The organism is Phenylobacterium sp., assembly GCF_004799515.1.
GTDB lineage: Bacteria > Pseudomonadota > Alphaproteobacteria > Caulobacterales > Caulobacteraceae > Phenylobacterium.
Map to the genome: position 1 here is coordinate 118733 of NZ_SSMX01000030.1, position 13051 is coordinate 131783.

Consider the following 13051-nt stretch of genomic DNA (forward strand, 5'->3'; position numbering starts at 1 on the left):
TACGGAAGTAACCACAAGTTTGCGGCGACATGTCCGTTAGAAAGCAATTATGGTGTTAAGTTGGCGAGGAAGGACATTCCTCAGCTTGGCCACGTCTCGATGCGGCTGATGATCGAGCCTAACGCACCACGCGGCGGGAATTGCGGCGCCGCGGGCCACGGCCGTGGGAATCGCCTATTTCTCGCGAACCAGCGGACCTGCCGCGGAACGGTCGAAAACCTTGATTAGCAAGCCTGCCTCATGATGACCCGGCTGGCCCTGCTGTTCGCCCTGCTGTTCGCCCTGCTGCTGGCGCTTGCGCCGGCGGCGGCTCTCGCCGACGCCGCGCCCTTCGACCTGGCCGGTCCCGGCCTGGAGATCAAGGTGACGCGCGCCGGCGCGACCCTGCCGATCGCCCAGGCGCCCAACCTGGAGCCCGGCGACCAGCTGTGGATCAAGGCCGACCTGCCGCCCGGCCAGTCGGCCCACTACCTCCTGGTGGCGGCCTTCCTGCGCGGGGCGACCAATCCGCCGCCCAAGAGCTGGTTTTCGAAGTCCAGCACCTGGGACAAGAAGGGCGCCGGCGGGATGACCGTGACGGTGCCGCAGGGCGCCCAGCAGGCGCTGCTGTTCCTGGCGCCGGAGACCGGCGGCGACTTCGGCACCCTGGTCAACGCCGTGCGCAGCCGGCCCGGCGCCTTCGTGCGCGCCTCGCAGGACCTGCACCAGGCCACCCTCGACCGCTCGCGCCTTGACGCCTTCCTGGCGGCCATCCGGCGGATCAATGAGACCGAGCCCACCCGCCTGAAGGACGCCTCGCCGCTGCTGGCGCGCAGCCTGACCATCAAGCTCGACGCCGACTGTCTGCAGAAGACCACGGAGCTGCAGGCGCCTTGCCTGGTGCAGGGGCGCGATTCCCTGGTGCTGAACGACGGCCACACCAATTCGATGGTGCAGACCCTGACCTCCGGCCAGACAGCCGATCTGGTGCAGCAGCTCAGCTACACGCCGCGCGCCGGGGCCGGCTACTACAGCCCCTACGTCACCTCGGTGATGGACATCGCCCACATCATGGATTCGATCCGCACGGCGCACTACCAGTACATTCCGACGCTGGCGACCTCGACGCTGGCGAACGCGCGGGGCGACCAGCTGGCGCTGCTGCTGAATGCCCCGCCGTCGTTCCAGGACCCCAAGTCGGTGCTGGTGGTGGCCCTGCCGGAGGTCGAGCCGCCGGACCCGCCGCCGCTGCATCCCGTCGACGAGCATGAGGCCTATTGCGCCCAGAAGCCCGGCCTGATCCTGGCGGTGGAGGGCGCGCCCCTGGTGTTCTCCACCCGCTACGCCCACGACCTGACCCTGCGCCTGACGGCCAAGGATGGCCACGCCGTCGACCTGCCGGTCAAGGCCGACCCGGAGAAGGGCGGCCTGGCGGTCGACACCTCGGGCCTCGATCCCAACCGCTTCGGCGACGCGGTCCAGGCGACGCTGGTGGGCCACTGGGGCTTCGCCGCCTACAAGGGCCCGCAGTTCACCATCCAGATGGCCAAGCCGCAGCGCTGGCAGCCGCAGCACGACGACCAGCAGGCCTTGCTGGCCGGCGGCGACGTGGCCGTCCACCTGCGCGGCCCAGGCGCGGCCTGCGTGGAAAGCGTCACCCTGAAGCCGGGCGCGGCCAAGCCTCGGCCCGTCGCCTGGACGGCGTCCTCCCCCGACGAGCTGACGGTGAAGGCGCCGCTCGGCAGGGCCCGGCTCGCCTCGCTGAGCCTGGCGGTCAAGCAGTACGGCGTGGCCCAGCCTGACGATGTGAAGCTGCTGCCGGCCGATCCTCAGGGCCGCGTCGACAGCCTGGAGGTCCACGCCGGCGACACCACCGGCGTGCTCAAGGGCTTCCAGTTGGCGCAGGTGACCGGGGTCACCCTGGGCGGCGCCCACTTCTCGCCCGGCGCGCTCGCGTCCGGCGGCGCGGAGGAAGAGCTGTCGCTGAAGGCCGAGGGGGGCGTCCTGCCCGCGGCGGGCGAGGCGGTGGAAGCCATCGTGGCCTTCGAGGACGGGCGCACCAGCAACCTGGACGTGACGGTGGCCGCGCCCAGGCCCAGCGTCAGCCTGATCGAGAAGAGCTTCCACTTCGACGACCCGGCCGGCTTCGAGGCCATCCAACTCGCCGACAAGGACCTGGCGCCCCTGGGCTCCAAGCTGACCTTTTCCCTGCGGGCCGAGGCGCCGGCCAGCTTCCGCGGCGACGAGAAGGTCGAGGTGGGTGGCCCGGACGGCCGCACCCTGGCGACGCTGACGCCGGCGAGCGGCCTGGTCTTCGCCGACAGCCAGGTGGCCATCGCCACGGTGGACACCGCCAAGATGTTCAACGCCTCGACGGCGGGGCCCTTGCGGTTCCGCATCCTGCGGGGCGACACGCCGGGGGGCTGGACGCCGCTGGCGACGCTGGTGCGCCTGCCGCGCCTGGGGGCGATCAAGTGCCCGCCCGATCCGAAGAAGCCTTGCGCGCTGGCCGGCTCCGACCTCTTCCTGATCGACGCGGTGGCTAACACCCCGGATTTCCGGACCCCGACGGCTGTGCCGGAGGGCTTCACCGGCTCGTCCCTGGACACGCCGCGCCCGGCGGCCGGCAAGCTCTACATGAAGCTCCATGACGATCCGGCGGTGGTCAATGTGGTGACCCTGACGCCGGCCGAACGCGCCCGCTAGCTGCGCCATGGCGGGCGTTCGCGCACCGGTCTACGGTGCCTCCAAAATGGGGGAGGCGACATCATGAAGCGTTTTCAAGGGACGGTTGTGGCCCTGGCGATGGCCTTGGGCGTAGCCGCGGTCGGCGGCGCGGCGCTCGCCCAGCCGCCGAAGTTCGACATCCACTCGCCCACCGACCCGTCGCGCGGCGATGCCCTCAACAACCCGGTCTACAAGGGCCCCGAGGTGCTGAAGTTCATCGGCCTCAAGAAAGGTGACCGGATCGCCGACATCTTCGGCGGCCGTTTCACCACCGCCTTCGCCGCGACCGTGGGGCCGAAGGGCCGCGTCTACGCCGTGGCGCCGGAGGAGGCGGTCAAGATCCACCCGGAGCTGCGCGAGATGATCACCGCGCGCGCCAAGGACCCGGCCTACGCCAACGTCGAGACCACGACGCCCGCCATCGACGCCATGGTCCTGCCCGACAAGCTGGACGCGGTGTTCATCCGCCAGAACTACCACGACCTGCACGTGCGCTTCATGGGCCCGGCCGACGTGCCGGCCTTCAACAGGAAGGTCTTCGCCGCGCTCAAGCCCGGCGGCGTCTACGTGATCCTGGACCACGTGGCCCTGCCCGGCGGCGAGGTGGCCGCCGTGGCCAACCGCCTGCACCGCATCGATCCCGCCGTGGTCAAGGCCGAGGTCGAGGCCGCGGGCTTCAAGTTCGACGGCGAGAGCAAGGTCCTGGCGAACCCGGCGGATGCGCACGACAAGATGGTGCTGGAGACCACCATCCTCGGCCAGACCGACCAGTTCCTCTACCGGTTCCGCAAGCCGAAGTAGGGCGGCCACTAGGCCGGGGCGCGGCCGAAGCGCTGGGCGTTGCGGGCCCTGGCGCGCGCCGCCTCGACCGCGCGGTCGCGGGGCGGCGCCTGGGTCTCCAGCGACGAGAGCAGTCGCTTGCCGGCCTCGAACACCTCATCGATGGCGGCCTCGAAGGCGGCGGTGTTGGCCTTCGACGGCGCATTGAAGCCCGAGAGCTTGCGCACGAATTGGAGCGAGGCGGCGCGGACTTCCTCGTCGGTGGCCGGCGGCTCGAAGTTGAACAGCGTCTTGATGTTGCGGCACATGCCAAACCTCCGTGCGAGCGCGGGACGGCGGCAGGATAGGTCAAGAACGCGATGCGCGGGAGCCCGCAGCCCCTATTGGCCGAAGTCTCCGGGGTTCGGCGGACCCTGCGCCCCGCGTCGGAGCTTGGCCATAGATGGGGGCCGCAAAGACCCGCTAAGCTGCGCCCATGGAAATCCACAAGCCCAAGGCCGCGCACAGTTGGCGCGAGTTCGCCACCGAGATCGGCACCATCGTCATCGGCGTGCTGATCGCACTCGCCGCCGAGCAGGCTGTCGAGGCGATCCATGAGCACCACGTCGCCGAGGAAGCTCGCCGCAACGTCCGCGCCGAGGCGGCGCTGGACGTCGGGTTTGTCCAGGGGCGGCTGGCGGCGAACGCGTGCGTCGATCAGCGGATCGAGGACCTGCAAGGTCTGCTGGCCCGGGCCGGCGACGGCGCGCCGCAGCCGCGGATCGGCTGGGTCGGCCACCCGCCGACCACGCCGATGTTCACCACCCGCTGGGCTTCAGCCACCGCCAGCGGCCGCAACAGCCTGTTCTCCGCCGACGAGCAGGACCGGTACGGCAACCTCTACGGCCTGTTCGCCCGCTTCGACGAGCACCAGTCGCGCGAACAGGCGGCGTGGGCGCGCCTGCGGATCCTGGAGACCTGGCCAGGGCCGCTCGGCCCAGCCCTGCGTCTGGAGTTGGCCAAGGCGCTGCAGGAGGCGCGCTACGAGGCCTGGGACCTGCGGTTCGGCGGCTCGGTGGTCCTGCAGCAGGCGAAGGCGCTGGGAATCATGTCGGCGGAAGACCCGAGCGACCCGAGTCTGGCGGCAATCTGCCTGCCCTTGTCGACCCCCCGCGCCGAGGCCCTGGCCCGGCTGAAGCGGCCGATGGGTGAACCCTAGGGCGGGCGTTCGGGCGCCGCCGCCGGGGCCAGGGCCTTGTCCGGTGACGTCAGGGCGCGGCGTCGCCGGCCTTCTGAGCGATCGGGCGGGCGTAGCGAACCAGGGAGAGCAGGAACTTGCCCGGCTCCTCCGACTCCGGTTCGTGCGCCGAGTGCTCGAACCACACGAAGGTCTTCTGCGGCGCCGTCACCCGCCTGAACCAGTCGTGGGCGACGTCGGAGTTGACCGTGCGGTCGTGGCGGCCCTCCAGCAGGATCAGCGGGACCTTCAGCTGCGTCCCGCCGCTCAGGTCCGTGCCGAGGAGCTCGGCCAGCAGATATTGCTCGGAAAAGCCGTTGCCGTCGAAGACGTGCGCCGCCTCGGCGTCGGTGTAGTCCGGCGACAGCCGCGTCGCGTGGCTCTCGTCCTCCTGGTCGTGGCGATAGGCCATGACGCCGCCGAAATAGTCGCCCCACTTGTGGGCGACCATGATGTCCTTGAGCTCCGGCGGCCGGCCCGGCTTCGGATAGGGGGCGATGGCCTGCAGCTCGCGCACCGCCTGGCCGTTGTGCTGGGCGCGCGCCTGGGCCATCGAATAGACCCAGCCGCGCCGTTCGCTCTCCGGCGCGTTGGTGACCTGGCCGGTGGCGATATAGGCATAGAGCCATTCCGGGCGCCGCCTGGCCAGCTCCAGCCCCAGGTAGCTGCCCCAGGAATGGCCCCAGACGAAGATCTTGCGCTTGCCGAGGTCCTTGCGCAGCCAGGCCGCGATCTCCTCGGTGTCCTGCAGCATGCGCTCGCGGGTCATGGTCGGCGCGACCGCCTTGGGGTCGTTGATCAGATAGGTCTTGCCGGCGCCCCGCTGGTCCCATTCGACGACGGTGAAGTACTCCTCCCAGCCGCGGGCGTACCACCAGTTCAAGGGGGTCTCGACGTAGCCTGGACCGCCGTGCAGGACCAGCAGGACCGGGTTGCGGCGGTCGTCGCCGCGGATGGTCACCCACTGATCGATGCCGCCGATCCGCACGGCCTCGGCCCGGTCGATCCCGTTGGGGGTCACGATCCGCCGCAGGCCGCGCACGATCTCCGTGGCCTCGGCGCGGCTGGTCGGCTTGGGCGGCGGGTTCGCAGGCGCATCGGCGGCCTGGGCCGCGCCGGCGAGGCCAAAGGTCAGGGCGGCGAAGGCGAGGGCTCTCATGGCTCCAGCTCCAACTCCCGACGACGGCGACGGTTTCTAGAACGCCGCGGCGGTCCCGTCTTCGCCTGAGCCGAAACCGCGATGACACCGGAGGCCGGCCTGTCGCACTTGCGTCATCCGCGCCCTTCCGCCATATCCCCGCGCGGAGATCGGCGGCGGGCGGACGCTTCGCCAACCTGGTCAGGGCCGGAAGGCAGCAGCCACAACGAATTCCGTTCCGGGTCGCCGTTCGGTCTCCACTCTCTCCCTATTTTCCTGTGAGCGTTCGAGAGCGCGCGGGCTTTCCGCTTTGCGGCGGGTGCGGCGTCCTCTTACATGAGACCCATGGCCGACGAGGATCGCAGCCTTCCCGACGACGGGGCGCTTGAGGACGGGCCGCCCGCCATCGACATGTTCGGCGGCGCCCCCGCGGCGCCGGCCGCCGACGCCTCGGCCGCCTATACCGTCATCGCGCGCAAGTACCGGCCCCGCACCTTCGACGACCTCTATGGCCAGGAGGCCATGGTCCGGACGCTGAAGAACGCCTTCGCCACCGGCCGCATCGCGCACGCCTTCATGCTCACCGGCGTCCGCGGAGTGGGCAAGACCACCACCGCGCGCCTGCTGGCCCGGGCGCTGAACTACGAGAGCGACACCATCCACGCGCCGACGCTGGACCTCTCGGTGGAGGGCATCCACTGCAAGTCGATCATCGAGGGGCGGCACATGGACGTGCTGGAACTCGACGCCGCCAGCCGCACCAAGGTCGACGAGATGCGCGAGCTGCTGGACGGGGTGCGCTACGCGCCCACCTCGGCGCGCTACAAGGTCTACATCATCGACGAAGTGCACATGCTCTCGACCCAGTCGTTCAACGCCCTGTTGAAGACGCTGGAAGAGCCGCCGCCGCACGCCAAGTTCATCTTCGCCACCACCGAGATCCGCAAGGTGCCGGTGACCATCCTGTCGCGCACCCAGCGCTTCGACCTGCGCCGCGTCGAGCCGGAGGTGATCGTCAAGAACCTGGAGATGATCTCCGAAGCCGAGGGCGCGCGCGTCGAGGCCGACGGGCTGATGCTGATCGCCCGCGCCGCCGAGGGCAGCGTGCGCGACGCCCAGTCGATGCTGGACCAGGCCATCGTCCAGGCCGAGGCCGGCCAGACGGTGACCGCGGCCACCATCCGCGACATGCTGGGCCTGGCCGACCGCGCCCAGACGATCTCCCTGTTCGAACAGGTGATGAAGGGTGAGGCCGGGCCAGCCATCGAGACCTTCCGCACCCTCTATGGCTATGGCGCCAATCCCGACCAGGTGATGCTGGACCTGCTCGACCACTGCCACGGCGCCGCGGTGGCCAAGGCAGTCGGTCCTCAAGCGCTGATAATGCCGAAGGAGCAGGCGCAGCGCCTGGCGGCGGTGGGCGCGGCGGTCTCGGCCGGGACGCTGTCGCGCCTGTGGCAGCTGACGCTGAAGGCCTACGAGGAGGTGCGCCGCGCGCCGGACGCCGCCGCCGCCGCCGACATGGCGATCATCCGCCTGGCCTACGCCGCCGACCTGCCGGGGCCGGAAGAGGCGCTGAAGCGTCTGCAGTCCGGCGACCCTGCTTCGCTGGCGGGATCGGCTTCGCAGGGCGGGCCCTCCGGCGGCGCGGTCGCCTCGGGCGGCGGATCCACCGTCGCGCGCGGGTTCGCCTCGCCGCAGGCCCAGGGGCGTCCGCAGGCCTCTTCGGAGCCGGTGGCCCAGCTCGCCACCTTCGAGGACATGCTGCGGCTGATCGACAAGAAGCGGGACATCTCGCTGAAGCTGGACGTTGAGCGCTTTGTGCGCCCGATCAGCTTCCGCCCCGGCGCCATCGAGTACGAGGCCGCCCCCGGCGCGCCGGCCAACCTGGCCCAACGCCTGGTCGGCCGCCTGAAGGAATGGACCGGCGAGCGCTGGCTGATCGCGGCCCAGGGCGGCGGCGGCGCGGAGAGCCTCTGGGAACGCCAGAAGCGCGAGGAGCGCGAGGTCCGCGCCGAGGTGGAACGGGACCCCTTCATCGTCTCGGTGATGCAGAGCTTCCCGGGCGCCGAGATCGTCGACGTCCGCACCCTGGCCCAGCCGGAACCGGCTGCGCCGACCGAGACCTCCGAAGACGACAACGACGAGGACTGACGTGAAAGACCTTTCGTCCCTGATGAAGCAGGCCCAGGCCATGCAGGAGAAGCTGGGCCAGGCGCAGGCGGAGCTGGAGCAGCTCATCCTGCTGGGCCAGGCCGGCGATGGCATGGTCAAGGTGACCCTGAAGGGCACCGGCCAGATCGAGCGCGTCGACATCGACGACAGCCTGATGGTCCCCGGCGAGGCCGACATGGTGGGCGACCTGGTCACCGCCGCCCACGCCGACGCCAAGCGCCAGCTCGACCAGCGCCAGGCTGAGCTGATGCAGAAGGCCGCGGGGCCGCTGGCCGGCATGCCCGGCATGCCGAAGTTCTGACTTGGCCCAATCCGCCGGACCCGAGATCGAGCGGCTGATCGGCCTGCTGGCCAAGCTGCCGGGCCTGGGCCCGCGCTCGGCCCGGCGCGCCGCCTTGGCGCTGCTGAAACGCCGCGACCAGCTCCTGACCCCGCTCGCCGATGCGCTCTCCGAAGCGGCGGCGCGGGTGAAGGTCTGCACAATCTGCGGGTCGCTGGACACCCAGGACCCCTGCGCCATCTGTTCCGACCACCACCGCGACGCCAGCCTGATCTGCGTGGTCGAGGAGGTGGGCGCGCTCTGGGCCATGGAGCGGGCCGCCGCCTTCCGCGGCCGCTATCACGTGCTGGGCGGCCTGCTCTCGGCGCTGGACGGCGTGGGGCCGGAGGCGCTCAGGGTCGGCGGCCTGACCGCGCGGGCCGCCGATGGGGTGGTGCGCGAGGTGGTGCTGGCCCTGCCGGCCACCGTCGATGGTCAGACGACAGCCCACTACCTGGCTGAGCGCCTGGCGGCGTCGGGGGTCTCGGTCACCATGCTCGCCCGCGGCGTGCCGGTCGGCGGCGAACTCGACTGGCTCGACGACGGCACCATCGCTCAGGCCATGCGGGCGCGGCGGCCGGCGTAACCACAAAGCCCGTCATCCTCCGGTCGCCCGAAGAGGCGATCCGGAGGACCCAAACGGCTCGCCATCCCCTGCAACTCAGCTTGGGTCCCTCGGATCAGCCTGCGGCTGGCCGGAGGACGACGGTCGTGGGGGTGGTTGCGACTCGTTCGATAAGCTAAGAACGCAACATGAACGGGTATCTGATCGCCGCCGTCGTGCTTGCGCTGGCCGCCGCCGGAACCTTCGTCTGGGCCCTGCGGCAGCGGGACCGGGCGATCCGGGCTGAGGCCCACGCCCAGGCGCTGGAGGATCAGGGCGAACTCCTGCGGGCCCAACTGACCCAGTCGGCCACCGGCGTCGCCGAGGCGATCCTCAAGCGCAACGAGGAGGCGGTCCACAACCGCGAGCAACTGGCGCAGGCTCGGCTGGAAGCGCAGCTGAAGCCGGTCGCCGAGAGCCTGCAGAAGTTCCAGGAGCACGTCGCCGCCGTCGAGAAGGTCCGCGCCGAGGAGACCGGCGGCCTGAAGGAACAGATCGCGGCCCTTCTGCTGGCCTCCACGGCCACCCAGGACGAGGCGCGCAAGCTCTCCGCCGCCCTGCGCCGCGGGGCCGGCGTCCAGGGGCGCTGGGGCGAGCAGACCCTGCGCAACGTGCTGGAGGCCGCGGGCCTGACGCACCGCTACGACTTCCAGGAACAGGCCTCCACCGACACCGAGGAAGGCCGCCGACGCCCCGACGTGATCATCCGCCTGCCCGGCGGCGGGGTCTTCGTGATCGACGCCAAATGCTCGCTGAACGCCTTCCTGGAGCTGCAGGAGGCGGCGGACGAGGCGAGCCGCGAGGCCTGCGGCGTGCGCCATGTGCAGAGCGTGCGCAGCCATGTGGCCGGCCTGTCGGCCAAGGCCTACTGGGACCAGTTCCAGGACTCGCCGGACTTCGTGGCCATGTTCGTGCCGCTGGACTCCGCGCTCGCCGCCGCCCTGGACCGCGCACCCGACCTGATGACCGAGGCCATGGACCGCAAGGTGGTGATCGTCACGCCGACGACGCTCTTCGCGCTCTGCAAGGCCGTGGCCTACGGCTGGCGGGCGGAGGAGCAGGCGGCCAACGCCCAGAAGATCGCCGAGCTGGGCCGCGAGCTCTACAAGCGCATCGCCGTGATGGGCGCCCACGCGGGCTCGGTCGGCAAGGCGCTGGAGGCGGCGGTGGCGCGCTACAACCAGTTCGTGGGCAGCCTGGAGACCCAGGTCCTGACCCAGGCCCGCCGCTTCGAGGAGCTGAAGGTCGACCACGAGGGCAAGAAGGTCGAGGTGCTGGAGCCGCTCGACACCGCCGTACGCCCGCTCGCCAAGCTGTCAGGCGATCCGGCGCCGCAGGTGCGGCTGGTGGCGGGCGATGACGCCTGAGGCCGTAGCTGCGCCATTCGCCCACCTTGACGCTCGGGTATCGCGCCCCTAATTGCGCCCCATGGCGCTGCGCGAGATCCTCATCGTTCCTGACCCGATCCTGAAGAAGGTCTCGGCGCGCGTCGACGTGGTCGACGACGAGCTGCGCGCCCTGATGGACGACATGCTGGAGACCATGTACGCGGCCCCCGGCATCGGCCTGGCCGCCATCCAGGTCGGCGTGCCCAAGCGCGTCATCGTCATGGACATCGCCAAGCAGGACGAGGAGCCGGCGCCGCGCTTCTTCGTCAATCCCGAAATCCTCTGGGCCTCCGAAGAGACCGCGCCCTACGAGGAGGGTTGCCTGTCGGTGCCGGAGATCTACGACGAGGTCGAACGCCCGGCGCGGGTGAAGCTGCGCTACCAGAACTACGAGGGCGAGACGATCGAGGAGGACGCCGAGGGCCTGTTCGCCGTCTGCATTCAGCACGAGATGGACCACCTGGAAGGCGTCCTGTTCATCGACCACCTCTCGCGCCTGAAGCGCGAGCAGGCGGTGAAGAAGGTCAAGAAGCAGGCCAAGGCGGCTTAGGCTCCGCCAGGTTCCTCCCCCGAAGGGGAACAATTCCTCAGTGCTGGTCGACCTTGTCCTTGGCCTTGTCGACGGCGGCGTCGGTCTTGGCGGCGGCCTTGTCCGTGCCCGCCTTCAGCTTGTCGCCGGCCTCGACGGTTCCGGCCTTCAGCTTGTCGCCCGCTTCGTCGGCGGCGACCTTGGCCTTGGCGGCGGCTTCCTGGGTGCCAGCCTTGAGGTCGGCGCCGAGGTCCTTGGCGGCGGGCGCGTTGGCCACGTCCTTGACGGCGGCCGCGGTGTCGTGGCCGACGGCCTTCAGGTCGGCGTCGGTCTTCTCCTGGGTGGACTTCGAGCAGGCGGCGAGCGCCAACCAGACGCCCAGGATGACAGCGAGGTGGGAATTGCGCATCGGGTGCTCCATGGCAGGCTTGGTTAACCAACGGTTAAGCTTTGCCGCCGGTTCCCCTTAGCCCAGTCGCTCGGCCTTTGCGCGGGTCCTCCCCCACAGGTAGAACCGGCCGCCATGCGCATCGCCTTCCTGGGGACTCCTGACTTCGCGCTCGCTGTCCTGCGCCGGCTGGCCGCCGCGGGGCATGAGATCGCCTGTGTCTACTCCCAGCCGCCGGCGCCGCGCGGCCGGGGCCAGACGCTGAAGCCGTCGCCGGTGCACGCCTTTGCGGACGAACAGGGCCTGATGGTGCGCACGCCCGCCTCCATGCGCGACCCCGCCGAGATCGCGGCCTTCCAGGCGCTGGAGCTGGACGCGGCCTGCGTGGTGGCCTTCGGCCAGATCCTGCCGGGCGCGGTGCTGGACGCGCCCCGGCTGGGGTCCTTCAACCTGCACGGCTCCCTGTTGCCCCGGTGGCGCGGGGCGGCGCCGATCCAGCGGGCGATCATGGCCGGCGACCCGTTGACAGGTGTCGACGTGATGCGCATGACCGAGGGCCTGGATGAGGGGCCGGTGCTGGCCAGCGAGACCCTGTGCATCGGCCCCCTGGACACCGCCGGGACGCTGTACGACCGCATGGCCGCGGTGGGCGCCGAACTGTTCGCCCGCACCCTGGTCGACATCGAGGCGGGCGAGGCGGTCGAGACCCCGCAGCCGGAGGAAGGCGTCACCTACGCCAAGAAGATCGGCCCGAAGGTGGCGCGGATCGACTGGGCGAAGCCAGGCCGGCAGGTGGACTGGAAGATCCGCGGCCTGTCGCCCTCGCCGGGCGCCTGGTTCCTGCTGCCCACCGACAAGGGCCCGGTGCGGATGAAGGCCCTGCTCTCGGCCTTCGAGGATGCCGACGGCGCGCCGGGCCAGGTGCTGGACGACCGCCTGCTGGTGGCCTGCGGCGAGGGCGCGGTGCGCCTCCTGCGGGTGCAGCGCGAAGGGCGCGGGCCGCAGGACGCCGAGACCTTCCTGAACGGCGCGCCGGTCGCGGCCGGGACCCAGCTCGGCTGATGCCGCGCTACCGGCTCCTCATCGAATACGACGGCGGGCCCTACAACGGCTTTCAGGCCCAGGCGGACCAACCGACGGTACAGGGTTCGCTGGAGCGGGCTGTGACGGCCTTCTGCGGCCAGGCCGTGCGGGTTTCGGCGGCCGGGCGCACCGACACCGGCGTCCACGCCACCGGCCAGGTCGCCCAGATCGACCTCGACAAGGACTGGCCGGCAGAGACCGTGCGCAACGCCCTGAACGCCCACCTGCGCGGCGAGCCCATCGTGGTGCTGGCGGCCGAGGTCGCGGCGGAGGGCTGGCATGCGCGGTTCTCAGCGACCGAGCGGCGCTACCGCTACCGCATCCTCAACCGCACAGCCCCGCCCGGGCTGGACCACGGCCGCGTCTGGCACATGAAGGCGCCCCTGGACGCCCAGGCGATGCACGCCGCCGCCCAGGCCCTGGTCGGCCAGCACGACTTCACCACCTTCCGCGACGCCGCCTGCCAGGCGAAGTCGCCGGTGAAGACCCTGGATGTGGCCGCCGTCGAACGGCTCGGCGAGGAGGTGGTGCTGGTGTTCGAGGCCCGCTCCTTCCTGCACCGCCAGGTCCGCTCCATGACCGGCTCGCTGGCCGAGGTCGGCCAGGGCCGCTGGACCGCCGTCGACTTCAAGGCCGCCCTCGACGCCGCCGACCGCAAGGCCTGCGGCCCTGTGGCGCCGGCCGATGGGCTGTACCTGACGGGGGTGAGCTACGAGGGGGAATGA

Annotated in this window: 13 protein-coding genes and 1 other RNA gene; 11 read left to right on the forward strand and 3 right to left on the reverse strand. The window is 70.8% G+C overall.

Features of this window, described 5'->3' with window-relative positions; all coding sequences use genetic code 11:
• The first annotated feature begins 240 nt into the window (after positions 1 to 240).
• Positions 241 to 2685, forward strand: coding sequence for a hypothetical protein (locus E8A49_RS13765; protein ID WP_293382152.1), 2445 nt, complete (start codon positions 241 to 243; stop codon positions 2683 to 2685).
• A gap of 63 nt (positions 2686 to 2748) precedes the next feature.
• Positions 2749 to 3507, forward strand: a complete 759-nt coding sequence (locus E8A49_RS13770; RefSeq protein ID WP_293382155.1) for a methyltransferase — start codon at positions 2749 to 2751, stop codon at positions 3505 to 3507.
• Positions 3508 to 3515: 8 nt separating this feature from the next.
• On the opposite strand, the gene E8A49_RS13775 is transcribed toward E8A49_RS13770, so the two are convergent.
• Positions 3516 to 3794: a DUF2277 domain-containing protein gene (locus tag E8A49_RS13775; RefSeq protein ID WP_293382158.1), complete on the reverse strand. Its 279-nt coding sequence runs from the start codon at positions 3792 to 3794 to the stop codon at positions 3516 to 3518.
• Positions 3795 to 3961: 167 nt separating this feature from the next.
• Here E8A49_RS13775 and E8A49_RS13780 point away from each other — a divergent pair, with 167 nt between their 5' ends.
• A complete protein-coding gene (locus E8A49_RS13780; protein ID WP_293382161.1) occupies positions 3962 to 4684 on the forward strand; it encodes a hypothetical protein in 723 nt (240 codons plus the stop codon).
• 49 nt (positions 4685 to 4733) lie between these two features.
• On the opposite strand, the gene E8A49_RS13785 is transcribed toward E8A49_RS13780, so the two are convergent.
• A complete protein-coding gene (locus E8A49_RS13785) occupies positions 4734 to 5861 on the reverse strand; it encodes an alpha/beta fold hydrolase (protein ID WP_293382164.1) in 1128 nt (375 codons plus the stop codon).
• Positions 5862 to 6004: 143 nt separating this feature from the next.
• Here E8A49_RS13785 and ffs point away from each other — a divergent pair.
• The 6 genes from ffs (at position 6005) to E8A49_RS13815 (ending at position 10876) form a co-directional block, all read left to right on the forward strand.
• An RNA gene (gene ffs / locus E8A49_RS13790) (signal recognition particle sRNA small type) lies at positions 6005 to 6103 on the forward strand.
• 148 nt (positions 6104 to 6251) lie between these two features.
• The gene (locus E8A49_RS13795) at positions 6252 to 7994 is read left to right on the forward strand and encodes a DNA polymerase III subunit gamma/tau (protein WP_293382638.1); all 1743 of its coding nucleotides are present in this window, start codon (positions 6252 to 6254) and stop codon (positions 7992 to 7994) included.
• A 1-nt stretch (position 7995) separates the two neighbouring features.
• On the forward strand, positions 7996 to 8316 hold the full coding sequence (locus tag E8A49_RS13800; protein WP_293382166.1) for a YbaB/EbfC family nucleoid-associated protein: 321 nt from the start codon (positions 7996 to 7998) through the stop codon (positions 8314 to 8316).
• A 1-nt stretch (position 8317) separates the two neighbouring features.
• Positions 8318 to 8920 (forward strand): recombination mediator RecR, encoded by a 603-nt coding sequence (recR, locus tag E8A49_RS13805; RefSeq protein ID WP_293382169.1) that lies wholly within the window; start codon positions 8318 to 8320, stop codon positions 8918 to 8920.
• Between the two features lie 167 nt (positions 8921 to 9087).
• Positions 9088 to 10305, forward strand: a complete 1218-nt coding sequence (locus E8A49_RS13810; protein ID WP_293382172.1) for a DNA recombination protein RmuC — start codon at positions 9088 to 9090, stop codon at positions 10303 to 10305.
• A 61-nt stretch (positions 10306 to 10366) separates the two neighbouring features.
• Positions 10367 to 10876, forward strand: a complete 510-nt coding sequence (locus E8A49_RS13815; RefSeq protein ID WP_293382175.1) for a peptide deformylase — start codon at positions 10367 to 10369, stop codon at positions 10874 to 10876.
• A 37-nt stretch (positions 10877 to 10913) separates the two neighbouring features.
• Here the strand turns inward: E8A49_RS13815 and E8A49_RS13820 are convergent, their stop codons facing one another.
• Positions 10914 to 11264 (reverse strand): cell surface protein, encoded by a 351-nt coding sequence (locus E8A49_RS13820; RefSeq protein ID WP_293382178.1) that lies wholly within the window; start codon positions 11262 to 11264, stop codon positions 10914 to 10916.
• Positions 11265 to 11378: 114 nt separating this feature from the next.
• On the opposite strand from E8A49_RS13820, the gene fmt reads away from it, so the two are divergent.
• A complete protein-coding gene (gene fmt, locus E8A49_RS13825) occupies positions 11379 to 12305 on the forward strand; it encodes a methionyl-tRNA formyltransferase (protein ID WP_293382181.1) in 927 nt (308 codons plus the stop codon).
• Positions 12305 to 13051, forward strand: a complete 747-nt coding sequence (gene truA, locus E8A49_RS13830) for a tRNA pseudouridine(38-40) synthase TruA (protein WP_293382184.1) — start codon at positions 12305 to 12307, stop codon at positions 13049 to 13051. Before fmt ends, truA begins: the two co-directional genes overlap by 1 nt.